Source organism: Streptomyces sp. NTH33, from assembly GCF_003236365.1.
Classification (GTDB): domain Bacteria; phylum Actinomycetota; class Actinomycetes; order Streptomycetales; family Streptomycetaceae; genus Streptomyces.
Window position 1 is genome coordinate 1 of the sequence record NZ_POTZ01000056.1, and the last position, 24,504, is coordinate 24,504.

General features: G+C 70.0%; 25 protein-coding genes. 18 read left to right on the forward strand and 7 right to left on the reverse strand.

The genetic code is table 11. The features are described 5' to 3' along the window. From C1I97_RS08355 to C1I97_RS08385, 7 genes are all read left to right on the forward strand, one after another. On the forward strand, window positions 1-1,178 hold a 1,178-nt coding region (locus tag C1I97_RS08355), incomplete at its 5' end, for an alkaline phosphatase family protein (protein ID WP_111002588.1). A gap of 68 nt (window positions 1,179-1,246) precedes the next feature. Continuing rightward, window positions 1,247-1,897 (forward strand): thymidine kinase, encoded by a 651-nt coding sequence (locus tag C1I97_RS08360; protein ID WP_111002589.1) that lies wholly within the window; start codon window positions 1,247-1,249, stop codon window positions 1,895-1,897. 244 nt (window positions 1,898-2,141) lie between these two features. Beyond that, complete coding sequence (locus C1I97_RS08365; RefSeq protein WP_111002590.1) at window positions 2,142-2,606, forward strand: hypothetical protein; 465 nt, start codon at window positions 2,142-2,144, stop codon at window positions 2,604-2,606. A gap of 9 nt (window positions 2,607-2,615) precedes the next feature. After that, entirely contained in the window at window positions 2,616-4,448 is a 1,833-nt protein-coding gene (locus C1I97_RS08370) for an alpha/beta hydrolase (protein WP_111002591.1), read from the forward strand. A gap of 116 nt (window positions 4,449-4,564) precedes the next feature. After that, on the forward strand, window positions 4,565-5,401 hold the full coding sequence (locus tag C1I97_RS08375; protein WP_258382477.1) for a hypothetical protein: 837 nt from the start codon (window positions 4,565-4,567) through the stop codon (window positions 5,399-5,401). A 417-nt stretch (window positions 5,402-5,818) separates the two neighbouring features. Then, window positions 5,819-5,911 carry a DUF6087 family protein gene (locus tag C1I97_RS42655; protein ID WP_220040812.1) on the forward strand — a complete coding sequence of 31 codons (93 nt, stop codon included), beginning with the start codon at window positions 5,819-5,821 and terminating at the stop codon, window positions 5,909-5,911. Window positions 5,912-5,978: 67 nt separating this feature from the next. After that, window positions 5,979-6,530: a YciI family protein gene (locus tag C1I97_RS08385; RefSeq protein ID WP_111002593.1), complete on the forward strand. Its 552-nt coding sequence runs from the start codon at window positions 5,979-5,981 to the stop codon at window positions 6,528-6,530. 218 nt (window positions 6,531-6,748) lie between these two features. Here the strand turns inward: C1I97_RS08385 and C1I97_RS08390 are convergent, their stop codons facing one another. Beyond that, window positions 6,749-8,353: a metallophosphoesterase family protein gene (locus C1I97_RS08390; RefSeq protein ID WP_309147785.1), complete on the reverse strand. Its 1,605-nt coding sequence runs from the start codon at window positions 8,351-8,353 to the stop codon at window positions 6,749-6,751. 320 nt (window positions 8,354-8,673) lie between these two features. Between C1I97_RS08390 and C1I97_RS08395 the strand changes: the two genes are divergently transcribed. The 3 genes from C1I97_RS08395 (at window position 8,674) to C1I97_RS08405 (ending at window position 10,471) form a co-directional block, all read left to right on the forward strand. Then, entirely contained in the window at window positions 8,674-8,934 is a 261-nt protein-coding gene (locus C1I97_RS08395; protein WP_111002594.1) for a hypothetical protein, read from the forward strand. Window positions 8,935-9,204: 270 nt separating this feature from the next. Then, window positions 9,205-9,804 (forward strand): hypothetical protein, encoded by a 600-nt coding sequence (locus C1I97_RS08400; RefSeq protein ID WP_111002595.1) that lies wholly within the window; start codon window positions 9,205-9,207, stop codon window positions 9,802-9,804. An 82-nt stretch (window positions 9,805-9,886) separates the two neighbouring features. After that, complete coding sequence (locus tag C1I97_RS08405; protein WP_146608181.1) at window positions 9,887-10,471, forward strand: hypothetical protein; 585 nt, start codon at window positions 9,887-9,889, stop codon at window positions 10,469-10,471. Between the two features lie 86 nt (window positions 10,472-10,557). Here the strand turns inward: C1I97_RS08405 and C1I97_RS08410 are convergent, their stop codons facing one another. Both C1I97_RS08410 and C1I97_RS08415 read right to left on the reverse strand, forming a co-directional pair. After that, complete coding sequence (locus C1I97_RS08410) at window positions 10,558-10,953, reverse strand: DUF1203 domain-containing protein (RefSeq protein ID WP_258382479.1); 396 nt, start codon at window positions 10,951-10,953, stop codon at window positions 10,558-10,560. Window positions 10,954-11,257: 304 nt separating this feature from the next. Further along, entirely contained in the window at window positions 11,258-12,061 is an 804-nt protein-coding gene (locus C1I97_RS08415; protein WP_111002598.1) for a VOC family protein, read from the reverse strand. A 142-nt stretch (window positions 12,062-12,203) separates the two neighbouring features. Between C1I97_RS08415 and C1I97_RS08420 the strand changes: the two genes are divergently transcribed. Continuing rightward, window positions 12,204-13,055 (forward strand): sulfurtransferase, encoded by an 852-nt coding sequence (locus C1I97_RS08420; protein ID WP_111002599.1) that lies wholly within the window; start codon window positions 12,204-12,206, stop codon window positions 13,053-13,055. 112 nt (window positions 13,056-13,167) lie between these two features. Here the strand turns inward: C1I97_RS08420 and sepH are convergent, their stop codons facing one another. Beyond that, complete coding sequence (gene sepH / locus C1I97_RS08425; RefSeq protein WP_111002600.1) at window positions 13,168-14,205, reverse strand: septation protein SepH; 1,038 nt, start codon at window positions 14,203-14,205, stop codon at window positions 13,168-13,170. Between the two features lie 497 nt (window positions 14,206-14,702). Here sepH and C1I97_RS08430 point away from each other — a divergent pair, with 497 nt between their 5' ends. Beyond that, window positions 14,703-15,509 (forward strand): hypothetical protein, encoded by an 807-nt coding sequence (locus C1I97_RS08430; protein ID WP_111002601.1) that lies wholly within the window; start codon window positions 14,703-14,705, stop codon window positions 15,507-15,509. Here the strand turns inward: C1I97_RS08430 and C1I97_RS08435 are convergent. Both C1I97_RS08435 and C1I97_RS08440 read right to left on the reverse strand, forming a co-directional pair. After that, complete coding sequence (locus C1I97_RS08435; protein WP_111002602.1) at window positions 15,433-16,761, reverse strand: D-arabinono-1,4-lactone oxidase; 1,329 nt, start codon at window positions 16,759-16,761, stop codon at window positions 15,433-15,435. The two genes, C1I97_RS08430 and C1I97_RS08435, sit on opposite strands and share 77 nt — an antisense overlap. Then, window positions 16,721-17,959, reverse strand: a complete 1,239-nt coding sequence (locus C1I97_RS08440) for an MFS transporter (protein ID WP_111002603.1) — start codon at window positions 17,957-17,959, stop codon at window positions 16,721-16,723. Before C1I97_RS08440 ends, C1I97_RS08435 begins: the two co-directional genes overlap by 41 nt. Before the next feature lie 113 nt (window positions 17,960-18,072). Between C1I97_RS08440 and C1I97_RS08445 the strand changes: the two genes are divergently transcribed. Both C1I97_RS08445 and C1I97_RS08450 read left to right on the forward strand, forming a co-directional pair. Further along, window positions 18,073-19,200 carry a ferrochelatase gene (locus C1I97_RS08445; protein ID WP_111002604.1) on the forward strand — a complete coding sequence of 376 codons (1,128 nt, stop codon included), beginning with the start codon at window positions 18,073-18,075 and terminating at the stop codon, window positions 19,198-19,200. 8 nt (window positions 19,201-19,208) lie between these two features. Then, entirely contained in the window at window positions 19,209-20,024 is an 816-nt protein-coding gene (locus C1I97_RS08450; protein ID WP_111002605.1) for an inositol monophosphatase family protein, read from the forward strand. A 146-nt stretch (window positions 20,025-20,170) separates the two neighbouring features. On the opposite strand, the gene C1I97_RS39765 is transcribed toward C1I97_RS08450, so the two are convergent. Continuing rightward, on the reverse strand, window positions 20,171-20,344 hold the full coding sequence (locus C1I97_RS39765) for a hypothetical protein (RefSeq protein WP_181446635.1): 174 nt from the start codon (window positions 20,342-20,344) through the stop codon (window positions 20,171-20,173). Between the two features lie 435 nt (window positions 20,345-20,779). Here C1I97_RS39765 and C1I97_RS08455 point away from each other — a divergent pair, with 435 nt between their 5' ends. From C1I97_RS08455 to C1I97_RS08470, 4 genes are all read left to right on the forward strand, one after another. Continuing rightward, a complete protein-coding gene (locus tag C1I97_RS08455; protein WP_111002606.1) occupies window positions 20,780-21,433 on the forward strand; it encodes a response regulator transcription factor in 654 nt (217 codons plus the stop codon). Window positions 21,434-21,439: 6 nt separating this feature from the next. Continuing rightward, on the forward strand, window positions 21,440-22,723 hold the full coding sequence (locus C1I97_RS08460; protein ID WP_111002607.1) for a sensor histidine kinase: 1,284 nt from the start codon (window positions 21,440-21,442) through the stop codon (window positions 22,721-22,723). A gap of 393 nt (window positions 22,724-23,116) precedes the next feature. Next, the gene (locus C1I97_RS08465) at window positions 23,117-23,413 is read left to right on the forward strand and encodes a DUF4193 domain-containing protein (RefSeq protein ID WP_043504706.1); all 297 of its coding nucleotides are present in this window, start codon (window positions 23,117-23,119) and stop codon (window positions 23,411-23,413) included. A 13-nt stretch (window positions 23,414-23,426) separates the two neighbouring features. Beyond that, entirely contained in the window at window positions 23,427-24,431 is a 1,005-nt protein-coding gene (locus tag C1I97_RS08470; RefSeq protein WP_111002608.1) for a hypothetical protein, read from the forward strand. Window positions 24,432-24,504: the final 73 nt, after the last annotated feature.

Genomic DNA, 24,504 nt, shown 5'->3' on the forward strand with positions numbered 1-24,504 from the left:
CCTGGGACGACCAGCCGCAGCCCCTCGCCGTCGAGTCCGCACCCGTCCCGCAGTACGGGTCCGGCTCGCTCGCCGACCTGCTGCCCACGCTGGCCGCCGGCATGGGCGTACCGGAGACGACCGCCGCGATCCCCGAGCTGACGCCCGTCGACCGCGCCTGCGTCTTCCTGATCGACGGCCTCGGCTGGGAGCAGCTGAAGGCGCACCCCGAGGACGCCCCCTTCCTCACCTCCCTGCTCGCCGGCTCCCGCGGCGGCACCGGCCGCCCGCTCACCGCCGGCTACCCGGCGACCACGGCGACCTCCCTGGCCTCCGTGGGCACCGGCCTGCCCCCGGGCGCCCACGGCCTGCCCGGCTACACCGTGCGCGACCCGGCCACCGGCGAGCTGATGAACCAGCTCCGCTGGCAGCCGTACACCGACCCGGGCACCTGGCAGCCGTACCCCACCGTCTTCCAGCTCGCCCAGCGGGCGGGCGTGCACGCCGCCCAGGTGTCCTCCCCGGCCTTCGAGAGCACCCCGCTCACCAAGGTCGCGCTCAGTGGCGGAACGTTCCTGGGGCGGCTGACCGGCGAGGAGCGCATGGACGTCGCGGCCGAGCAGCTCGCCGCCGCCGACCGCGCCCTCGTCTACACCTACTACTCCGAGCTCGACGGCGCCGGCCACCGCTACGGCATCGACTCCGACACCTGGCGCGGCCAGCTCATGCACGTCGACCGGCTCGCCCAGCGCCTGGCCGAGCAACTGCCGCCCCGCAGCGCGCTCTACGTCACCGCCGACCACGGCATGGTCGACATCCCGTTCGACGAACAGCACCGCTACGACTTCGACGAGGACTGGGAACTGCGCGCCGGAGTCGCCCTGCTCGGCGGCGAGGGACGCGCCCGGCACGTGTACGCGGTGCCGGGCGCCGAGAGCGACGTCCTCACCTGCTGGCGCGAGGTGCTCGGCGAGCAGTTCTGGGTCGCCTCCCGCGACGAGGCGGTCGCGGCGGGCTGGTTCGGGCCGCGGATCGACGAGCGCGTGTACGAGCGGATCGGCGACGTGGTCGCCGCCGCCCGCGACGACGTCCTGATCATCGCCTCCGAGCGGGAGCCCAAGGAGTCGTCGATGGTGGGCAACCACGGTTCGATGACCCCTGCCGAGCAACTGGTCCCCCTGCTCGAAGTACGCTCCTGACGCCGTACTCCACCCGCCGTATCCCGCCGCCCCCGCACTCACACTCACCGAAAGGTGCCCAACTGCTCATGCCCGAGCTGGTGTTCTTCTCCGGAACGATGGACTGCGGGAAGTCGACACTGGCTCTGCAGATCGAGCACAACCGCTCCGCACGCGGACTGGCGGGCATCATCTTCACTCGGAACGACCGCGCCGGGCAGGGCAAGCTGTCCTCCCGCCTCGGCCTGGTCACCGACGCGGTGGAGGTCGAGGAGGGCGTGGACCTGTACGCCCACATCGTCGACCACCTCTCGCAGGGCGGACGCGCCGACTACGTGATCGCGGACGAGGCCCAGTTCCTCGCGCCCGGGCAGATCGACCAGCTCGCGCGCGTGGTCGACGACCTGGAGATCGACGTCTACGCCTTCGGCATCACCACCGACTTCCGCACCAAGCTGTTCCCCGGCTCCCAGCGCCTGGTCGAACTCGCCGACCGGGTCGAGGTGCTCCAGGTCGAGGCCCTGTGCTGGTGCGGCGCCCGCGCCACGCACAACGCCCGCACGGTGGGCGGCGTCATGGTCGTCGAGGGCGCCCAGGTGGTCATCGGCGACGTGACCCGCTCCGCGGACGAGATCGGCTACGAGGTCCTGTGCCGCCGTCACCACCGCCGCCGCATGACAGCCGCCTCGGCCCGCGCGGCGGCCCTGTCCCCGGACGTCCTGCCGGTGACCGCCGACTGACCGGCCAACCCCACTTGCGCGGTCAACGGAACACGGGTGCACATAACAGCCAAACCCGTCAAATCCATCAAACCCGTCAGTATTGCCGACTGCGTCTGAGTACCTGTACTCAGACGCGCTGGTGGCCGATACGGATGGGGCAGGCGCTGCGGTGTCGCTACTGTGCCTCTCGACCACCGCAGCATTGCGATCGCACGTTCACAGCATCTCGGCGGCTTACGACGGGACACGGGGAGGACCACGCATGGCGTGGGAGGAGTGGGAGCAGCTCAAGGCCGCGGCGGCCGAACGGCACTTCGCACAGATGCGGCTCAACCAGTTGCTCGCCGACCAGGGCGGCACGAGTTCGGGCGGTAACGGCGCTTCCGGCCGGCTGAGGTCCGACAAGAAGGCGTGGTCCGCGGCCGGCGAGGGTGTCAGTGGCCTGCGGGGCAGCATCAGCAAGGCGCTGGCGAAGCTGCAGGACGGCCAGAAGGGCCTCGGCAAGGATTCCGAGTGCTCGACCGCTGCTGCCCAGCGAGAGGTCCACACATCCTGGGAACGCTACGTCAGGAACGTGAGCGGGCGCTGTGGGAAGTTGGCCGGGCTGTTGGAGAAGGTGGGCGCCGATCAGCTCAGGACGGACGAGGCCATCAGGGACGAGATCGCGAAGCTGAAGATCGAGTACGAGGACACGCCCGCGGTCGGCGGCCAGTCCAAGGGCCGGTGATCGGCAGCCGTGGACTACAAGACGCTGAAGACCCTGAAACTGTCCGAGTACTCGGATGCGGCGGAAGGGTTCCGTGCGGTGAGCGACATGGCCGGCACGGCCAGGGATCGCGTCGACAGGCAGATCGCCGCGGCCATGAAGAAGGCCAACGAGGGTGAGGCCGCGACAGCGGCGAACGGCCAATTACGAGAGCTGGCGGAGAACTTCCACTACACGCAGGTCGAATGCGGACTGGTCGGCACGGCGCTCAACGGGTTCGTGCACGACATGGAGGCGGCCAGGAAGAAGCTGGACACTGCGGTCGAGGACGCGCACGCCAAGGGGTTCACCGTGAACTCCGACGGCTCGGTCAGCTACCCGCCCGCCGGCGAGAAGACCGACGGCAAACTCCCTGAGGGCGGAACCGTGACCGGCCTGATGGACCCTGCCGCACATGCGCTCGGTCATTACGCGGCGAGCCTCGACCCCAACCCCAACTGCCGGTACGCACAGGAATACGCCGACCGCATCGCCGATGCCGTCAAGGAAGCCACGGAAGCCGACGAGAAGTGGGCGCCGAAGCTGAGAGCGTTGAAGGCCGACGACGACCTGGCCGTCTCCGACCGGGACTGGGTCGACGTGAAGAAGGACACCGCCGGTGTTCTCAAGGGAGCCGAGGACTACCTGCATTCGATCAAGGAGCCGCCCGAGCGCGGCACCCCGAAGGAGAATGCGGAGTGGTGGAAGAGCCTCACCGACGAGCAGCGGGCGGATTACATCGCTGTCCATCCCGATTCGATCGGGTGGATGGACGGGCTTCCGGCCGCTGTGCGTGATGAGGCCAACCGGACCGTGCTTGCCGAGGCCCGCGGCGCCGCTCAGGTCAAGCTGGACGCGTGGATGGCGAAGGAGCCCGATCGCTATCAGCTCGTTCACAGGGTCAATCCCAACACCGGCGAGGAGGTGGTGGTCAAGGAAAGAGTCCCTGGAAGCGAATGGGAGAAATGGGACGCGAAGCGGAAGGAAATGCAGGCTCGAATCGACGGCATGGATGCGATCCAAAGCCGCTACGACAACCACACAGGCGATGAAGGGACTCGACCTTACTTGCTCGGGTTCGAAGACAAGAAGTTCGGCCACGTCGTCATGTCCATCGGAAATCCTGATGCCGCTGACAATGTGGTGACGTATGTTCCGGGAACCGGGACCAAACTGGGCAGTATCGATGGCGATATTCGCCGGGCAGAACTGCTTCAGATCAAAGCGGCGCGAACCGACCCGACACATTCGACCGCATCGATCATGTGGCTTGGTTACGATGCTCCGCAAGGTCTTTTCAGTGACGCGACTGATGCGAAGTGGGCCGACAGCGCACGTGAGCCGTTGAGAAATTTTCTGACAGGGATCGACACGGTTCACGGAGGGCACGTCAACTCAACGGTTCTGGGACACAGTTACGGCACCCTTGTGGCCGGCGAGACGATGCGTGACCACCCGGACCTTCCGGTGGACAACGCAATCCTGGTCGGGAGTCCAGGTGTGGGAGTCAACCATGCCAAGGACCTGAACATTCCGTCAGATCACGTCTGGGCGGCAACAGCGAAGAACGACTTGGTTAATGTGGCACCGCCGCCTGCAGGGCGGCTGGCACCGCTGAACCCGAAATCTTACTGGCGCCTCTTCGACGACCATTCAATTATGTATGGGAACGATCCAACGTCTGACGAGTTCGGAGGGCAGACCTTCGATGTCGACAGAGGAAGGCTGCCTCTTGCGGACGGCTTCATGCCTGCTCATTCCCAGTATTGGGAAGGGGAATCCCTGGCTGGCATGGCGAATATCGTAACCGGAGGAATTCCGTGAAACTGAAACGAATCATGTCAGCCGTTGCGTTGTTGTGCGCGGAAGTTGCTATGGCGGCGTGCGGGGCACGCGTGGGTGGGGAAGGAGACGGGGCCACAACGCCGAAGAAGGTCGTAGTGAACGAGCAGCAGGCAATCAAGCGCGCAGAGGAAATCATCCACCAGGCAGTGGACGGCATGTCGCCGAAGCCGAAACTTGAGCAGATCGGCCCCACGCCGGTGGGAGCCTGTATCGCTCGGGACGATCACGGTCCCGATGATCGATTGCAGGTCAGTCTCACCTACAAACTGACTGAAGTGCCCGGCAGTAGAGCCAAGTTGCTGGTACGGCAGGCAAGAGACGCCTGGGTGAAATTGGGCTACAAGTTCCTGTCGTCAGATGCGGATTGGTCCAAGCCATTTCCCCAGGTGAGCATGCGGACCGAACCCGATGATTTCTGGATGGACGCCGTAACTGGTGTAGTGGACCGAGCCACAGGCGAAGGGCTTGCTTCCATCGGGGTGACCTCACCTTGCTTCCCGCGCAGCGTCAGTGATCGGTCCACAGCCGACCCCGCAGCCCTCCAGCACACACAGGTCGACGAACGGGCCGCACGTGGGGCTCTCGGCCACTCGAGCCGGATCTATGACGCGCTCCAGGCACGCCACGCCCCAGCGCAGGAAGGAGAAGGGCTCAGCACGCACCGGGACTCCGGCGGCACGTATGTCCACCACGCCTGGTCGACCCAGCCGCTCGCGGAAGCGGAGACAGTCCGGGCGATGGCGCATGTGCAGACCTACTTCGACAGTGCGGGCTGGACCGCGCGGCGTGTTCTGACGGGAACCGGCGTTCCCGCAATCGTCGCCCGTAACGCCAAGGACGAGAGCGTGGCCCAGGTGGCCCCGTCGACCACTGGTGCTGTGCGCGTCGCGGTGACGACACCCGTCGTGGCCGTGGAGTCCGTCAGGGGCTGAGCCTCCTCACCCCGACACCGGACGATACCTTCGAGCTGCGGGATCGCTCCGCGCGGACTGGACGGGTACGTACCCGTACCCTGCCGGGGCCGCATGAGGAGGCCCGCACGTCCGACGCCAACATCCGCATCCCCGCCGAAGCTCGCGACCGGCTTGCCCCGAGGAGCGCGCGGCTCGCGCCGAGCAAGCGCGCGCCGCCCTGTGGACATGGAACAGCTACGACCCGCGCGCAAGCGAACAGGCTTTTTTGGAGGCCGAGTTTGGCTGGCGGATCAGTGAGACGGGAGCAAGGTGACCGAGGCTCTGTACATCGTCCTGGACGAGATGAAGAAACTGGGCCTGGGCGCCTTCGATGTCGTGTCGCTGCCGTACCGCGACCTTGCCATGCAGGCCACGGTCACGCGGTAGTCCCACGCCGTGAACGACGAGCCGCTCGAGGAATGGGCTGCCCGGCGCGAGAAGAGAAGACGACCGGCCGGACGAGGACGAACTGTGTTGAACGCCCGGTGAGGGCCGTAAAGATCAATCCCACCGATAACCGCTGTACTGGTGCGCCCAAGGGCAGGGAGACTGCCGCATGGAGTTCTTCTGCTACCACCGTGATCGGCAAGGCTCCTTGGCCCTGCGCATGGAGCTGTCGGAGGCGCACTGGTCCTACATGGACCGGTACGGGAAAGAGATGATCGCCCGCGGTCCGATCCTCACCGGCGACGGCAACGCGCCCACCGGCAGTGTGCACATCGTCGACCTGCCCGATCCCGCCGCCGCCCGCGCGTTCGCCTTCGACGAGCCCGGCTACCAGGCCGGCGTGTACCGGGACGTGCTGCTGCGCCGGTGGCGCAACCTGCTGGGGCGCACCATGTGGGACTTCCCGGGCGGCAGGACCGGCGGCAACCGGTATCTGGTGCTCGGTCTCGGCACCGGGCAGGCCGCCGACCTCGCGGTGCCGCCCGACCGGGACGAGCTGATCGCCTACGGACCACTGCTGTCCGACGACGGCGCCACCTGGCTGGGCACGGCGGCGCTCGTCCGGGCGCCGGGCCCGGACACGGCACGCGCCGTCCTGACCCCGGACCGGTATGCCGACATCGAGGTTCACAACTGGCAGTTCGGCGTACGGCCGTCATGAAACCGCGGTAGCTGCTCGACGGTTTGGAAGCTGCACGGTGGCCCGGCATGCCGCCGTGGCTAGCCTGGCGGCATGGAAGCAATCCTGGTCAGCGCATGCCTGCGTGCATTCCGCGGATCAGGCGCAGGCCGAGGGCCTGGCCCGCGGCCTGCGCTCGCGGTGTGCGGGGCGGTGTCGACCGCCCGCGGTCTGTCCGGGCGGTCGGTCCGTCGGGCGGCTCAGTGGCAGGTGAAGGACTTGTTGGTCCTGCTCGTGCTCAGGGTGCAGGTCTGGCCCCTCACGGAACCGGTCGGGTCGCGGAAGGCGAGGGTCCAGGTGGTGCCGGTGTCGCGCAGGTCCGCGTAGCCGAACACCCCGATCCCTCCGGGAGGGTTGTGTTCCTGGGTGATCGACTGGTTGACGGGCTGGGGCGGCGTGCCGATCGCCTTGCCGACGACCTTCGTGTCGTCCGGGCCGTTGTCCAGCGGCCCGCCCGAGGAGCCCACGGTCAGCTGGGGCGGCCGGGCGGTGTTGAAGTCGAGCATCTGGTAGAGGTGGATGTGCCCCGACAGGACCAGCCGTACGTTCTCGCGCAGCGCGTGCAGGCTGGTGTTGGCGACGGCGGAGTCGAGGACGGGTGTCGCCCATTCCACCGCGCCGGGCATGGAGCCGGCCGCCTTCACCATCCACAGCGGTTTGTGCGTGAAGACGAAGTAGTCCTGGTTGGCGTGCTGCGGCTGCCCCGCGTCCTGGTTCACGGCGTTGAACTGCTGGGTGAAGAGGGCCCTGTTCGCCAGGCTTCCGTTGTCGTTCGGGTCGGCGCTCGAGGAGTCCACGGAGACGAGGTTCAGGGTGCCGGCGCGGAGGAACGCGGGCGGGCTGAAGACGCTGCAGCTGCCGTTGCTGCGGAGGTCGTCCGCGAGGTAGCGGAACCATGCCCCGCCCGCGCCGCCCTGCCCCGCCGGGTTGCAGTCCTCGTGGTTGCCCCGGGTCAGCGCGACGGGAGCCTTGGCCAGCAGTGCTTCGGCGGGCCGGAAGAAGTCGGCGACGACGCAGTCCCACCGGGCCGCGTCGGCGGACGTCCGGCAGCCCGGGTTCGCCGCCTTGTCGTTCTCCCTGGCGGGGTCGTCCCGGTAGAGGTAGTCGCCGACGTGGATCACCAGGTCCGGGTTCCCGTTGGCCAGGCTGGTCGCGATCCGGCCGAAGGGCCAGCCGGTCGCGCAGTTCTGGACGGGACCCGACTTCGGGACGCTGCAGCCGGTGTCGCCGATGACCCCGATCCTGCCGGGACGCGTCGTCGGCGTCCACTTCGGCAGGGGCAGCTGCCCGTTCGCGGGGTGCAGCGTGGCCGCCTGGACCGTCGACTGCTCGAGCACCGCGTCGGAGGCCGTCAGGGGCACCCCCAGCTCGCACACGGTGGTGGGGAACTGCAGCCCCATGGGGGTGCTCACCCGATGCATCGGGAACGGGTTCCTGGCCGCCCCGAGGGTGTAGCGCACGGTGGGACAGCTCTGGCTGGTGTCCGTGGACACGTAGCGGATCTGGGTGCCGCGGCTGGTCAGCTGGGTCCACGCCCAGGCCTCACCGCCCGGCGCCGACCCCGGCGGGGCGGTCGGCCTCGGTGGAACGGTCGGTTTCGGTGGGGCGGTCGGTTTCGATGGAGCGGTCGGCCCGGGGGGCCGTGGCCCCGCACCGCCGGCGGTGGGCCGGTCGGGGACGGCACCCGCCGAGACCGCCGTGGCCAGGACACCCACCGCGGCGAGGGCTACGATCCGGGGCAGCATCGTTTTCACGTTCTTCCGTTCGGTCGACGACGACCGGCGGGTCATGTCGCCGCCGATCACCCCGGCATCGTCACCGACGGTGCTGTCCCGGGCCCCACGACACGACGCGGGTGAACGGCTGGGAGAACCTGAACGGAGTGGGAGGTTCCTCGGTCGTGGCCGGCAGAGAAGGCCGCAGGCCGGTCTGAGGAAGGCTTCGTGGACGTCGTCGCGGCTCCTCCGGCGGACACGCAGGCGTCGGACTGCGTGACCTCGGCCCAGAACGTCCGGACAACCTGCCCAAACACGCTTGACCATCGTTCGAGGGCAACCGTGCACAAGAACGCACCGTTGCCCCCGGAGGGGAACGGCCCACAGGAACGACGAGCAGACAGCCGAGCTTGAGCCGACTGCAGAACCTCACCGTCAGCACCAACCACGCCCTGAAGTCCGGCACCTTCGCCCCGGACGCGTTCCGGGACGACCTGGCGCGCAGCGGCTTGTCCGATGCCCTGGCCGCAGCGCGGGAGACCCTGACATGGCGATTCACCGCCCAGATCGAGGAAAAGCATCGGACCGAACAACATATAAGCGTCGGGGAATTTTTGGTTGCCTGTTGGACGGCGCGGTTGATGTGCGGTGAGGGCTCCGGCGTGCTTTGAGTGCTCGCCCTCGTTTCATGGCCTGAACGTTGTCATATCGTCAAGAAACGTTTGGAGGCCGGGATTTCGCCCCCTACTGTGATCACGTCTGGCCCCAAACGGGGGAGCCGACGGGGAAAGCATCACGAGGGGACCATGAAACAGACCAAGACCACGGCTACCGCCATTGCCGTTCTCGCCTTACTGGCGAGTGCCGCTCAGGCCGAGGCTGCGAGTCCTGCGAACAGTACCGCTCAGGCCGCAAGTGGACAGTACAAGATCCTCAAGAGCTTGAAGTATTCCGGGCCCGGAAACATTCCGCTGCGCCAGGGCTACTTCACCAAGAGGAACGGCAAGGAGAGCGGCTTCGGCTGGACGAAGATCAAGAAGAAGCACGCCATCACCAAGTACGGAGCCATCGAGTTCGTCACCAAGGGCCCCAACCGCAAGAACCAGGGTGGAACCTCGTACAAGCAGTGGGCGTATGCCGGCAAGTACAATTGCCGTAACGGGGTCTGCAGGCTGGTGAAGCAGTACAAGGTCATCGTCGCGGTACAGGAGAGCAAGAAGCACTCTGGCCGCGATGGCAAGCCCAAGGGCGTCATCACCGGCTACTGCGAGGGCGTCATCCGCTGCCCCGCCTGGGTCTCCACCACGCTGAACAAGCAGAACCAGGGCATCGCCGCCGAGACCGCGCCTGCAGTCGGCGAGACGCTGCGCTCCGGCCACGAGCCACTCGACGAGAGCTTCCGTATTACGGTCGAGGTGGCCGCGACCGCGGCCGACACCTTCCAGTACAAGGCCGGCTACAAGCCGCTCGCCGACACTGGCGCGGCCGTGCGGGCGGCTGAGGAAACCCGCTACAAGGCGTCCTACAGTCGACTGCGGTAGCTGTATTCACGACACTATGCACGCCGCCCCGGGCCAAGGAGCCGGGGCGGTGTCATCCCCTTCCTGGGAGGCACCGCCGATCATGAGTGAGACCGGGCATTACGCCGCTTCCTATTCCCCTCTCCCGCCCGTGGCCGGTGCCACCGGCGGTGCGGACGCAGGCGAGGAAGGCGGCGGTGCCGATGCGCGTTTTCTGCTGTGCGTGGCCTCTCTCGCCTTCCGGCTGGGCCCCGAGGGCATGGAGCTGCAGTGGGTCGACCTGTCCAGCCGTCGCTTCACCTTCGGTGCGCCCGACCGTCCGGAGAGCCGGCTTCCGTTCTACGCCGTCGGCCCCGTCCCTGACGACGATGTCGCCCGCGCGGACTGGGACTTCATGCCGCTCGCGCCGTCGCCGCCCTGGACCCACCTGGTGTGGCTGGTGCAGCAGCTCGCCACCCAGCTCGACTTCCTCTCCAGCCACGGCGTCCGCCTGACCGAGATCGCTGCTCCCTCCCGTGTCTGGGCCGACGTGGTCGTCGAACACGGCGGCGCACGATGGCGGGCGCGCGTCCCGCTGGAGCGGCGCCGCGAGTCCATCGAATACCCCGGCATGGTCCTCGGCGAGATGTTCGCCGAGGGGAGGCACCGCGGACTCGCCGAGGGGGATCTGATCTCCGACGCTCTCTGAAGACGCACTGCTCTCCCGGCTCTGTTGTCCTTGCCGATGCGCTGCCTCTACGGAGGATCCGCAGCAGCCGCCTGCTCTCCCGGACCTCAGTCGGGGCGGGTGATGGCGAACATGTAGCAGCCCCACGCGATGTTGCGGCTGTGGAGCTGAGCCACGTCCGGCTCGGCGAGCAGTTCGGCGATCGCCTTCTCCGGGTCCTGGCCGTCGTGCACCGTGGTCGCGTCGTGGATCCGGCCGCGGCCGTCGTACGCACGCAGCACCTGCGGCCGTCCCCGCCAGTCCGGCGGATAGCCGGCAATGCCGACGGGGCCCGCGCAGGGTTCGGCATGAGCGAGTACGGCCCCGACCTCACGGTAGGGGCTGTCCGGCAGCGGCGGCTGATAACCGAAGAGAAGCAGCTGGTCGCCGGACCCGGCGTCGCGCAGGCAGCATCGGAGGGGCTCGCCTCCCTCGGCGGTGATGCGTTCGGCGCGATGGCCCAAGGCGCCGACTCCACTCGCCCGCACGTTGTCCAGTACCTCAGCGGGAAGTGCGTGGACGCGGAATGCCGCGGTCGATGTCACAGTCACTGATCCAGGTTCCCGGTTCCGTACGTTTCACGCTGGCGGATATCCGACGTCGTGTTCAGAAGCGAACGCCCACCGGCCTGTCTCAGAGGGCAGAGATTGCCTGAGGCGGTGCCGCCGCGTGACGGCCGCCGAGGCCCGCGTCGTCGCGCTGTCGCCGGACGTCCCGCCGGTATCACCCCTATGGGCTACAGCCGCTGTCAACCCGGACCAACGCGGGTCACCGAGGTTCCTGGACCAGCGCGAACCGCGCGCCCTCCGGGTCGGTCACCGTGGCCACCCGGCCGTGGGCCGAGTCCCGCGCCGGGGTGAGCACCCGGCCGCCGAGAGCGGTGAGCCGTTCGAGTGCGCCGTCCACGTCGGTGGCCTGGAAGTACGTCAGCCAGTGCGGGCCCCGGTCACGGAGCAGGGCGCGGCCCACACCGTGCACCCCGGCGACCGGACGCCCGTCCAGGTGCAGGGTCACGTAGTCGAAGCCGTCGGGCCCCGCCGCCTTCCCCTCGTAGCCGAACAGCGTTTCGTAGAACTTGACGACCCGCTCCGTCTCGAAGGTCACCAGCTCGTTCCACACCGGGGCGCCGGGTACGCCGGCGACACGCGTGCCCAGGTGTTCGGCGGCCTGCCGGACGCCGAACACCGCGCCCGACGGGTCCGATCCGATCGCCAGGCGCCCGGAGTCGTCGGCGTCCAGCGGACCCACCCCGATCGTGCCGCAGCACAGGCGTACCGTTTCGGCCGTCAGATCCACGTCGTCCGAGGCGAGATACGGCGTCCAGGCGGCGGGCAGGTGCCGGTCGGGCGGCAGTTGCCCGATGCCCGCCACCTCGTGACCGTCCAGCAGGGCCCGTACGTAGGGGCCCGGTCGGCGGGGGCCCGGCTCTAACTCCCAGCCGAAGAGCTCTGCGTAGAAGGTCTGGGTGGCGGCCATGTCACGGGCCATCAGGCTCACCCAGCACGGTGTGCCGGGCGTGTACCGGGTGTGTGCCCGGCCGTTCGGGCCGGTCGGCTCCGGTGCCTCGGTCATCGTCACTCATCTCCCGGCCCAAGGATGTCGGTCGGCCGTACGCCATGTGTCCGATCCCGTACGCCTTGTGATCGGACCTGCCCGGCGCGCAGAGTAGCCGGACTCGGACGATGCGGCCACCCCGTGCGCAAGGATGGTGACCATGAACGCCATCATTTCCGCATCCGATCTCGCGACCGCCCTGGCGGGACCGAACCCGCCGGCGCTGCTCGACATCCGCTGGCAGCTCAGCGTGGCCAGGGCGGGCGGTGAGCCGCCCTTCGACGGGCGTGCTGCGTACGAGGGCGGGCACATCCCCGGCGCCGTCTTCGTCGACCTGGACCGCGAACTGGCCTCGGCGCCGGGTGGGAACGGCCGCCATCCGCTGCCCGACCTGGAGGTCTTCGGCGCCGCGATGCGCCGTGCCGGGGTGTCCGCGGGCCGGCCGGTCGTCGTCTACGACGGCGGGCAGGGCTGGGCGGCGGCCCGCTCCTGGTGGCTGCTGCGCTGGGCCGGGCACCCCGACGTACGGGCCCTGGACGGCGGCCTGGCAGCTTGGGAGGGGCCCCTCCAGACCGCCGTGCCCGAGCCTGCCGAGGGCGACTTCTCGCCGGTGCCGGGCGGGCTGCCGCTCCTCGACGCCGACGCGGCCGGGGCGCTGGCGCGCTCCGGCGTGCTGTTCGACGCGCGCGCGGGGGAGCGGTACCGGGGCGAGGTGGAGCCGATCGACCGGGTGGGCGGCCACATCCCGGGCGCGGTGTCCGCGCCCACGGCCGAGAACACCGGCCCGGACGGGCGCTTCCTGCCCGCCGGGGAACTCGCGGCCCGGTTCAAGGCGCTGGGGGCGACCGACGGCAGGGACGTCGGCGTCTACTGCGGCTCGGGCGTCTCCGCGGCCCACGAGGTGCTGGCCCTGGCCGTCGCGGGAATCCCTGCGGCGCTGTACGTCGGCTCCTGGTCGGAGTGGTCGTCGGATCCGTCCCGCCCCGTCGTGGTGGGCCCGGATTCGCAATGACCGGCCGCCGACCGTGCCCGTGACGTGCCGTCACACGAAGGAGGGCCGCACCCGACGGGCGCGGCCCTCTACTTCGTGCGGCCCTTCACTTCGTGCGGCCCTGCTACCGCTGCTACTCCTGCTTCTTGCGGCGCGTGCCGAAGACGATCTCGTCCCAGCTCGGGACCGCGGCCCGGCGCCCGGGGCGGACGCCGTCCGCCTCCGCCTGGCGGTCGGTGGCACCGATCAGGCGGTCGCGGTGGCTGCCGACGGAGCGCGGCATGAGGACGTCGGCGTAGGCCGACCCGGCGGAGGCCGCGGGGGCCGGGGGTTCCTCCACCTCCGGTTCCTGTGCGGGCTCCTCCAGGGGGTCCGGCGCCCGCTCGGGCACCACCAGGTCGCCGCGGAAGCTCGGCACCGCCTCCAGCAGGCTGGTCAGCGAGTCGCGCTCGCCCGTGCTCTCCTCGGCCGGCTCGGGAGCCTGTGCGGGCAGCATCGGACGGTCGCGGTCGCGGTCCTTGTCCCGGTCGAAGGGGCGCTCGCGCGGCAGACGCGCGATGCGCGGCACGAACGGGAAGGTGGGCTCCGGGGAGCCGAGGTCGTCGGACTCGCCGATCAGGGCGCGCGCCTCGTCGTCGACGGCCTGCACCAGGCGGCGCGGCGGGTCGTACGTCCAGCTCGCCGAGTGCGGTTCGCCCGCGACCCGGTAGACCAGCAGTACTTCCCACGTGCCGTCGTCGCGCCGCCAGGAGTCCCACTGGACGGTGTCCTTCTCGGCGCCGCGCAGCGTCAGCCGCTCCTGGACGGCCTCGCCGAGCAGCGGTCCGGAGTTCTCGCCGGGGCGGCGGACCGGGGTCTTGCGGGCACGCTCGGCCATGAAGGCGCGCTCGGCGAGTACGGGGCCCTCGAAGCGCCGTACCCGGTCGACGGGGATGCCGGCGAGCTGGGCGACCTCTTCCGCGGACGCACCGGCTCGTATCCGCGCCTGGATGTCGCGGGGGCGGAGATGGCTCTCCACCTCGATCTCGATCTGGCCGAGGCGGGGACGGTCGCCGCGCACGGCGGCACGGAGCCGTTCGTCGATCGGAAGCGTGTACTCCGTGCTGTCCGCAGCCTTCAGCACCAGCCGTGTGCCGTCATTGGAGACGGCCACGACACGCAGTTCGGGCATGGGGACCTCCCGGGTGGTGCCTGCCGACGTCACGTGCGTCGCTGCTTCCGCTAGTCGAGTGTGGCCTGCCCGGGTGCAGCCTGCCACAACCTTGCCGAGTTGCCCGGCGTGTCGGGCACGGGCCCTGGATCGCCGTTATGGCACGGTTACCTGTTGGCAACGCTAAGTGACCAACCCTGTCACCCTGTGCAACCAGCCCCCTCCCAGCGGTCCAGCAAGGCCGCGGACACCCCGAAGGGAGGCCGGGCCCAGGGCTCACAACGGTACTCCATTTGGACCATGTGCGTGGATGGGCGCGCCGCCCAACTTCTGGCAAGGAGTGGGACTTGGCCACCCCTTGCCGGTTTTTTCGATCATGAACGTGGCGTACTTCACGTAATCACCGGAAACGGAACCAATGGTTTCGCCCATACGTCCCTTTCCTGTGCAGTCGGCCGATCACCCGCGAAAGGTGTGGCCGTGTACGCATGTACGACAGAGGCAGGCAAGGTCCGGAAATGCGAGAAAGGCCCGACGGCGATGGTGAGTCGAGTGCGGGGGAGGAGGTGGGGAAACGGCGGATCGACCTGACCGTCCCTCAGGTCGCGGGCAGCGCCGTCGCGGCGGTGGTGGCCGCGAAGCTCGCCTCCTACTTCGGCGTCTACGGCACGATCCTCGGAGCCGGTCTCGTCAGTGTCGTCGCCACCTGCGGCGGTCCGGTCCTCCAGCACTTCTTCCGGCGCACCGGCGAGCAGCTGCGCGAGAAGGCCGTCGCCGCCAGGCCGGTCGCCGCGTCCGTCCCCGCCGGGCGGACCCCGCCGCCGCTCGGCGAGTTCACCGAGGGGACCGTCTATCGCGCCCGCGTCAGGAGCTGGAAACGGCCCGTGCTCGCGGCCGCCCTCGTCTTCGGGGTCACCATGGCCGGCATCACCGGGTACGAACTGGTGTCGGGCAACACCTTCAGCGGCGGCAGGGGAACGACGGTCGGCGACGCCGTGAGCAACCACCGCTCCCCTTCCTCGCAGGAGCCGGGCGCCCCGGCGCCCCCGTCCTCTCCGACGCAGACCCCCTGGACCGGGACCGACGCCGTGACACCGCAGGGCGGCTCCGGATCCGGCCGGACGGACAGCGGCACGGAGGTGAGCCCGACGCCGGCACCGGAGCCCACGGGGAGTGCGGGGAGCACCGGAGCGGACAACCCGGCCGGCACCGGCACCGGCGCCCCCACCCCGGCACCCACCGCGACCGCTACGGCCCCAGCACCCGCCGAAGGTAGTCGTTCTGGAACAGGCGTCGGGGATCCAGCCGGTCCCGCAGCGCCGTGAACTCGGCGAAGCGCGGATAGACCCCGGCGAGGTGGTCGGCGTCCCGCGTGTGGAGCTTCCCCCAGTGCGGCCGGCCCTCGTGCGCGGTGAAGACGCGCTCGGCGGCGGTGAAGTACCGCTGGTAGGGGGTGCCCCGGAACATGTGGACCGCCACGTACGCGCTGTCGCGGCCCGAGGCGGTGGACAGGGTGATGTCGTCGGCCGGCGCGGTGCGCACCTCCACCGGGAAGCTCACCCGCAGACCGGAGCGGTCGACCATCGCCTTCAGCTCGCGCAGCGTGTCCACCAGGGCCGCGCGCGGGACGGCGTACTCCATCTCCACGAAGCGCACCCGGCGCGGGGAGGTGAAGACCTTGTAGGGGATGTCGGTGTACGTCCGCGCGGACAGCGCCCGGCTGGAGATCCTCGCGATCGCCGGGATGGTGGCGGGCACCGCGCGGCCCACCCAATTGGCCGCCTGGAAGACGCCGTTGGAGAGGAACTCGTCCTCGAACCAGCCGGACAGCCGCCCCACCGGCCTCTCCGGTCCGGCGCTGCGGTTGTTGCGCTTGGTGTTGGTGTTGCCGGTGTGCGGGAACCAGTAGAACTCGAAGTGCTCGTTCTCCGCCCAGAGCTGGTCGAACTCCGCGAGCACCCGCTCGAACGCCATCGGCTCCTCGCGCGCGGTGAGCAGGAAGACGGGCTCGACGGCGAAGGTGATCGCCGTGACGATCCCGAGGGCGCCCAGCCCGACGCGCGCGGCCGCGAAGACCGCGCGCTCCTCTTCGGTCCCCTCCGCCGAGCAGGTGAGCACCGAGCCGTCCGCCGTGACCAGTTCCAGACCCTTGATCTGGGCGGCGATCGAGGACGACTCGCGCCCCGTGCCGTGGGTGCCGGTGCTGGTCGCCCCGGACACCGTCTGCTCCATGATGTCGCCCATGTTGGCGAGCGACAGGCCCTCGCGAGCGAGAGCGACGTTGAGTCTCCTGAGCGGGGTGCCGGCCTCCACGGTGACCGTCATGGCGTCACGGTCGATCCGGCGTATGCCGGTCAGCAGGTCCGGGCGGATCATGACGCCGTCCGTCGCCGCGATGGAGGTGAACGAGTGACCGCTGCCGACGGCCTTCACCCTCAGGTCGTCCTCGGCGGCCTTCCGTACGGCCGCCGCCAGCTCCTCCACGGAGGCCGGCGTGACCTCGCGCGCGGGGCGGGCGCCGACGGTGCCGCCCCAGTTACGCCACGTGCCGTTCTTCGCGCTCGTTGTGCTGCTCAACGGAGCCTCCCCGACCCGGAGCCGGCCTGCTGAGCCGGCGGTACCCGAGGAAACCGACCGCGACCGCGACGGCCCCGGACACCGCCGGAACCCCGTACCCGGCCCGCGCACCGGCCGCGTCGATCACCCAGCCGGCCACCGAGGAGCCGAGCGCCACCCCGACCGCCAGCCCGGTGCTCACCCAGGTCATGCCCTCGGTCAGCTGCGCGCGTGGTACGTGCTCTTCGACGAGGGCCATCGTCGTGATCATCGTGGGAGCGACGGACAGGCCCGCAACGAACAGCGCCACGGCCAGAAACGGCAGGTTCCCGACCAGTAGGAGGGGGATCATACTCACGGCCATCATGCACACGCCCAGCAGCCAGCGGCGGGCGGGCGGCCCCGCGAAGCGCAGCAGCCCGAACACGACCCCCGCCGTGCAGGACCCCGCCGCGTACAGCGCGAGCACGACGCTCGCGGCGCCCTTGTGACCCCGCTCCTCGGCGAAGGCCACCGTGACCACGTCCACCGCCCCGAAGATCGTCCCGGTCGCCACGAACGTGGACACCAGCACCCGCAGCCCACGCGCGCGCAGGGCCGAACCTCCGCCGCGCTGCTCACGCGGGTGGGGCTCGGGTTCGGTGGCGCGCTGCGCGGTCAGCCAGAACACCCCCACCGCCAGGAAACAGGCGGCCAGCAGCGGCCCCGCCTCCGGGAACCAGGCCGTCGACAGCCCGATGGAGACGATCGGCCCGAAGATGAAGCAGACCTCGTCCATCACCGACTCGAACGAGTAAGCGGTGTACAGCTGCGGAGTCCCCCGGTACAGGGCCGCCCAGCGCGCGCGGACCATCGCGCCCAGACTCGGCACCGAGCCGATCCCGGCGGCGCACACGAACAGCACCCAGTCCGGCCACCGGAAGGTCACGGCGAGCAGCAGCCCGGCCGCGGCGGTCAGCGAGACGAGCGTCGCGGGCCGCAGCACCCGGCGCTGCCCGTACAGGTCGACCAGCCGGGATATCTGCGGCCCGATGGCGGCGGCGGCCAGCGCGATGGTGGCCGACAGCGCGCCCGCGAGCCCGTAGCGCCCGGTGAGCTGGGAGATCATCGTCACCACGCCGATGCCCATCATCGACAGGGGCATCCGGCCGATGAACCCCGCGGCGGAGAAACCCTTGGAGCCGGGGGCGGCGAACAGGGCACGGTACGGGCTGGGCACGGGGTCTCCGGGAATCCGGTAAGGCGTGAAGAAAGTCGATACAGCTTACAAGTGCGCGAACCCCTGTGCGGGTCGGAATCCCGGCCGTCAGAAGGAGATGGCAGGATCGAGACATGCCTGACGTGCTCGATCCCACCCCGTACGACGCCCTGCTCCTGCTCTCGTTCGGCGGCCCCGAGGGGCCGGACGACGTGATCCCGTTCCTGGAGAACGTCACGCGCGGGCGCGGCATCCCCACCGAACGTCTGAAGGAGGTCGGCGAGCACTACTTCCTGTTCGGCGGGGTCAGCCCCATCAACGAACAGAACCGTGACCTGCTGGCCGCCCTCCGCAAGGACTTCGCCGACCACGGCCTGGACCTGCCGGTCCACTGGGGCAACCGCAACTGGGCGCCCTACCTCACCGACACCCTGCGGGACATGGTCCGCGACGGCCACCGCCGCATCCTGGTCCTCGCCACCAGCGCCTACGCCTCCTACTCCGGCTGCCGCCAGTACCGGGAGAACCTCGCGGACTCCCTGGCCACCCTGCGGGCCGAGGGCCTGGAGCTGCCGAAGGTCGACAAGCTGCGGCACTACTTCAACCACCCCGGCTTCCTGGAGCCCATGATCGACGGGGTGATCGAGTCCCTCGCCGACCTCCCCGAGGACGTCCGCGACGGCGCGCACATCGCCTTCTGCACCCACTCGATCCCCACCTCCGCCGCGGACACCTCCGGCCCGGTCGAGGAGCACGGCGACGGTGGGGCGTACGTCCGCCAGCACCTGGACGTGTCCCGGCTGATCGCTGACGCCGTCCGTGAGCGCACCGGCGTCGACCACCCCTGGCAGCTCGTCTACCAGTCCCGCTCCGGCGCCCCGCACATCCCGTGGCTCGAGCCCGACATCTGCGACCACCTCGAGGAGCGGCACGCGGCCGGCGCCCCGGCGGTCGTCATGGCGCCCATCGGCTTCGTCTCCGACCACATGGAGGTCATCTACGACCTCGACACCGAGGCCAAGGCCAAGGCCGACGAACTGGGCCTGCCGGTGCGCCGCTCGGCCACCGTCGGCGCCGACCCGCGGTTCGCCGCCGCCATCCGCGACCTGATCGTGGAGCGCGCCGCCACCGAACGCGGGCAGCAGGTCACGCCGTGCGCCCTGGGCGCCCTCGGCCCGAGCCACAACCTCTGCCCGGCGGGCTGCTGCCCGGCCCGCGCGCCCCGCCCCGCCGCCGCGGGCGCCGACAGCCCCTACGCGTGAGGAGCCCCGTGACCGACGCCCTGCACACGGAACTGCTGCAGCTCGCCCTCCAGGCCGCCGTACGCGCCGGTGAGCTGCTGCGCGACGGCCGCCCCGCCGACCTCGCGGTGGCCGCCACCAAGTCCAGCCCGATCGACGTCGTCACCGAGATGGACATCGCCGCCGAGAAGCTGATCACCGGCCTGATCGCCGACCGGCGCCCCGACGACGGCTTCCTCGGCGAGGAGGGCGCCGCCACGGAGGGCACGAGCGGCATCCGCTGGGTGATAGACCCGCTCGACGGCACGGTGAACTACCTCTACTCCCTGCCGACCTGGGCCGTGTCCATCGCGGCCGAACAGGACGGCGAGGTCGTCGTGGGCGTCGTGGCCGCCCCGATGCGCGGCGAGACCTTCCGCGCCATACGCGGCCGCGGCGCCTGGGCCACCGGCAGCTGGGCCGGTGAACGCAAGCTCGCCTGCCGCCCCGCACCGCCGCTGGACCAGGCCCTGGTCGCCACCGGGTTCAACTACGTCACCGAGGTCCGCGCCCACCAGGCCGACGTCGTCCGCCGCCTGATCCCGCGACTGCGCGACATCCGGCGCAGCGGCTCGGCCGCGGTGGACCTCTGCGACCTGGCGGCCGGCCGCCTGGACGGCTACTACGAGCGCGGCCTGAACGCCTGGGACTACGCCGCGGGCGACCTGATCGCCAGGGAGGCGGGCGCCCTGACGGGCGGCCGCCCGGGAGAGCCCCCGTCGGGCGACCTGACGGTGGCGGCCACCCCGGGCGTCTTCGAGCCCCTCCAGCAGCTCCTGGACGAGTTCGGAGCCTGGCACGACTGAGGTCGATGGCCCGGTCGACGCCCGGGGACAGTGACCCCGGGTGGGCCCCGGCTGCCCGTTGCCGTGCGGCAGCGCGCCGTCGGCGGACGGACCAAAGGTGGGCCCCGGCGCTGGATTCGCCGGGGCCCACCTCGCATACAGGCTGATCAGACGCCGGACACGCCGACTTCCACACCGTGCTCGGCGGCGAGGCGGCGCAGGTCGTCGAGTTCGCCCAGCTCCACCTCGACGAGGAAGTCGTCGCCCTCGTCACGAGCCCGCGTCAGGTCGGACTCGGTCGCCTTTATGCGCTGCAGAAGTCCTGCGGTGAATGCGTCCATGCTGCGCCCCCTCGTCCTGGGTCGTGGGTCGGTGGCACGGGGGTGTGCCGTTCGGAAGGGGCGATCACGTCTCAGCAGGTGCCCAGTGCTGCCCAGTGGTGCCCTGCCGGGCGGCGGCGGTGCCGGACACCCACACCCACTCTGCGCAAGCGGATCGCGGAGTACCGCATGGTGGTGCGGCACGTGCAGAGCGTGATCGCGGGGTGTAAAGCCGTCCTCCCCAGGCTCCCTCCCGCGGAAACCTCGACCAAGCGAGAAAATTCGACATTCCCGCACCCTTCATCCACCCGTCACCTCTCCCCGGCGGCCGCCTCCCCGGCTTACAGCCGACTTATGGCCGAAAAGGGCAGGATGGAAGCACACACCTATGAGGACATCCCCGCCCGCGTGCGCCCGAGCGGCGCTGCGCGGGCGGACACAGGAAGGACAAGCGACGTGCGCGTACTCGTCGTCGAGGACGAGCAACTGCTCGCCGATGCGGTGGCCACCGGACTGCGCCGGGAGGCCATGGCCGTCGACGTCGTGTACGACGGTGCGGCCGCCCTGGAGCGCATCGGCGTCAACGACTACGACGTGGTCGTCCTCGACCGCGACCTCCCCCTGGTGCACGGCGACGACGTCTGCCGCAGGGTCGTCGAGCTCGGCATGCCCACGCGCGTGCTGATGCTGACCGCGTCCGGCGACGTCAGCGACCGGGTGGAGGGCCTGGAGATCGGCGCCGACGACTATCTGCCCAAGCCGTTCGCGTTCAGCGAGCTGACGGCACGCGTGCGTGCCCTGGGCCGGCGCACCAGCATGCCGCTGCCGCCCGTCCTGGAGCGCGCCGGGATCAAACTCGACCCGAACCGCCGCGAGGTCCTCCGCGAGGGCAGGGAGGTCCAGCTCGCGCCGAAGGAGTTCGCGGTCCTGGAGGTCCTCATGCGCAGCGAGGGCGCCGTGGTCTCCGCGGAGCAGCTGCTGGAGAAGGCCTGGGACGAGAACACCGACCCGTTCACCAACGTCGTGCGCGTCACGGTGATGACACTGCGGCGCAAGCTCGGCGAGCCCCCGGTGATCGTCACCGTGCCCGGCTCCGGCTACCGGATCTGATCCGCCGTGGCCGCGACCCCGGCGCCGCCCCAGGCGCCCCCGAAGCCCACCTGGGACCCCCGAAGGCCGGAGCCGGTCTTCCCGTGGCTGCGTCCGACCATCCGGATACGGCTCACCTTGCTGTACGGCGGCATGTTCCTGATCGCCGGCATCCTGCTGCTGTCGATCATCTACCTGCTCGCGGCGAACGCGCTGAACGTGGGCAGCGAGCTGCCGTTCAAGATCGTCTCGGGCGAGGTCAGCAGTCAGACCTGCAACTTCCCGAGCCGGACCACCGCGGCGCAGCTCAACCACGCGATGTACGAGTGCCTGAACCAACAGCGTCAGCACGCCCTGGACGACCTGCTCAGCCGCTCGCTGCTGGCGCTGCTCGGTCTCGCCGTGATCGCCTTCGCGTTCGGCTACGCGATGGCGGGCCGCGTCCTGTCCCCGCTCGGCCGGATCACCCGTACCGCCCGCGCGGTGGCAGGTTCGGACCTGTCCCGGCGGATCGAGCTGGACGGTCCGGACGACGAGCTGAAGGAGCTCGCGGACACGTTCGACGAGATGCTGGACCGGCTGCAGCGGGCCTTCACCGCCCAGCAGCGCTTCGTCGGCAACGCCTCCCACGAGCTGCGTACACCGCTCGCGATCAACCGCACGCTCCTGGAGGTGCAGCTGTCCGATCCGCACGCGCCCGTGGAGCTGCAGCAGCTCGGCAAGACCCTGCTGGCCACCAACGAGCGCAGTGAGCAGCTGGTGGAGGGCCTGCTGCTGCTCGCCCGCAGCGACAACCAGATAGTCGAGCGCAAGCCGGTGGACCTGGCCGAGGTGGCCTCGCAGGCCGTCGACCAGGTGCATGCCGAAGCCGAGGCGAAGGGCGTCGAGATCCGCGGCGAGCGCAAGCCGGCGGTCGTGCAGGGCAACGGCGTACTGCTGGAGCGGATCGCGCTGAACCTGGTGCAGAACGCGGTGCGGTACAACGTGGCCCATGAGGAGGTGCAGCGCGAAGCGCTTCCGAACAAGGGTGGTGGGAGACGGGAGGGCGGTTGGGTGGAGGTGAACACCGACGTCCAGCACGGTCAGGCGGTGCTGGTGGTCACGAACACCGGGCCGGTGGTCCCGGCCTACGAGATCGACAACCTCTTCGAGCCCTTCAGGCGGCTGCGCACCGAGCGCACCGGCAGCGACAAGGGTGTGGGGCTGGGCCTGTCCATTGCCCGCTCCGTGGCGAGGGCGCACGGCGGGCACATTTCGGCTCAGCCGCGTGAGGGGGGCGGACTCGTGATGCGGGTGGCGTTGCCGATTTGAGATCATGACGCCGACACGCGGGGATGTTCGCTTTGCGCTGAATTTCCCGGGCTCGTCCCCGGCCTCCCCGTGTGTGATCGATCACATGGACGGTTTTCCGGCCATCCACTCTCCGTGATCATAACAGCGGCCGAAAAGCCGGGAAAATCCGGGTTTTCAGGGGTGCCGATCACGGGAAGTACACGGTGGGGCCGCTTTGAAGTGTGAGATCCGGACCGTGTACGGTCCCGATCGCCATCCAACCCGATCACTCTTGAGGAGTCCGGTTGGGTGTCGATTGAGTAACAGACCTTGATGTGAGGCAAAATCTCCGCCTCAGGTCGGGCACAAGTCCGGCCTCTCACGCGTTACGTGCGCTGGAGACACCGCAGACACCCAGAGGGGGAGAGCGACATGGCAACCGATTACGACACCCCACGCAAGACCGACGACGACGTCGACTCGGACAGCTTGGAAGAGCTGAAGGCCAGGCGGAACGACAAGTCGGCCTCTTCCGTGGACGTCGACGAATTCGAGGCCGCGGAGGGCCTGGAGCTGCCCGGCGCCGACCTCTCCAATGAGGAACTGGCCGTCCGGGTACTGCCCAAGCAGCAGGACGAGTTCACGTGCATGAGCTGCTTCCTGGTGCACCACCGCAGCCAGCTGGCCCGGGAGAAGAACGGCCAGCCGATCTGCCGCGACTGCGACTGAGGCAGGGTCGGCCGTGACTGGCTCGACCCCTCCTTGGAAGCGCCGCTTCTCCCACGGGAAAGCGGACCCGGGGCCGTCCGACGGACCCCACGGCGCGCGTGACGACGAGCGAGGCCCGTCCCGTCCATCCGGCACGACCGGAACGGCGGGACCGGCCTCGCTCGCTCCCGTCTCCGGGCGAGGTGACCCCGGCGTCCCGGCGGCGGCACGTCCCCTGCCCGCCACTCGCCGGACCGCGGCGATCCGGAGCAGGGCCGGGGAGGCCGCCAGGAACGGCGTCCGCAGGGGCGGAAGCCGCGCCAGGGCGGCCCTTTCGTACCTCACCGACCGGATCATCGACATGGCCCCGCGGATCCCCGTACGGGACCTCGCCACGCTCCGCCGGCAGTTCCCGGGCCTCGACCCCGAACAGCTCGCGGACAGGCTGGTGGCGGGTGCCGCGGCCGCCTCCTCCACGGTCGGAGCGGGCGTCGGGGCGGTGGCCATGCTGCCGGTGCCGCCCGCGATGACGACCGAGCTGGCCGCGGAGGTCACCGGGGTCGCGGCGATCGAGCTGAAGCTGATCGCCGAGCTCCACGAGGTGTACGGGGTGCGGCCCCCCGGAAACCTGAAGGTCCGCAGCGCCGTGTTCCTGTCCTCCTGGTCACAGGAGCGCGGCATCGACGTGCACAAGCTGTCGACGATCGACGCGGCCCTCGGCGGCCGGATGAGGCGCCGGCTGCGTCAGCGGGTCATGAAGCGCACGGCCCGGGGCCTGCCGAAGCTGACGCCGTTCCTGGTGGGCGCCGCCGTCGGCGCCGTCATGAACCGGCGCGACACCCACAGGCTCGCGGCCCGTATCCGCGCCGACCTGCGCGAGATCCAGGTCTCCTGGGACGAGTTGCCCGCGCTGCCGCCCCTGGACAGGCCCGAGGACCCGCCGGCGCTCCAGGACATCGTCGACGGCTCCGACGGCTCCGACGGCTCCGACGACTCCGGGGAAGCCGGAAAGGAACCCGGGGAGGAACCCGGGCGCTGACACCCGTCCCGGAACACAGGCCCTGGAACCTGTATCTTATACACATCTGACGCTGCCGACGAATAGCCCTGTG

Coding starts and splice junctions, on each gene's coding strand:
- C1I97_RS08385 (WP_111002593.1), top strand. CDS start 5,979: ATGGAGTTCTTCTGCTACCACCGTGATCGGCAAGGCTCCTTGGCCCTG.
- C1I97_RS08430 (WP_111002601.1), top strand. CDS start 14,703: ATGCGAGAAAGGCCCGACGGCGATGGTGAGTCGAGTGCGGGGGAGGAG.
- C1I97_RS08360 (WP_111002589.1), top strand. CDS start 1,247: ATGCCCGAGCTGGTGTTCTTCTCCGGAACGATGGACTGCGGGAAGTCG.
- C1I97_RS08445 (WP_111002604.1), top strand. CDS start 18,073: ATGCCTGACGTGCTCGATCCCACCCCGTACGACGCCCTGCTCCTGCTC.
- C1I97_RS08465 (WP_043504706.1), top strand. CDS start 23,117: ATGGCAACCGATTACGACACCCCACGCAAGACCGACGACGACGTCGAC.
- C1I97_RS08415 (WP_111002598.1), bottom strand. CDS start 12,061: ATGACCGAGGCACCGGAGCCGACCGGCCCGAACGGCCGGGCACACACC.
- C1I97_RS08405 (WP_146608181.1), top strand. CDS start 9,887: ATGAGTGAGACCGGGCATTACGCCGCTTCCTATTCCCCTCTCCCGCCC.
- C1I97_RS08365 (WP_111002590.1), top strand. CDS start 2,142: ATGGCGTGGGAGGAGTGGGAGCAGCTCAAGGCCGCGGCGGCCGAACGG.
- sepH (WP_111002600.1), bottom strand. CDS start 14,205: ATGCCCGAACTGCGTGTCGTGGCCGTCTCCAATGACGGCACACGGCTG.
- C1I97_RS39765 (WP_181446635.1), bottom strand. CDS start 20,344: ATGGACGCATTCACCGCAGGACTTCTGCAGCGCATAAAGGCGACCGAG.
- C1I97_RS08420 (WP_111002599.1), top strand. CDS start 12,204: ATGAACGCCATCATTTCCGCATCCGATCTCGCGACCGCCCTGGCGGGA.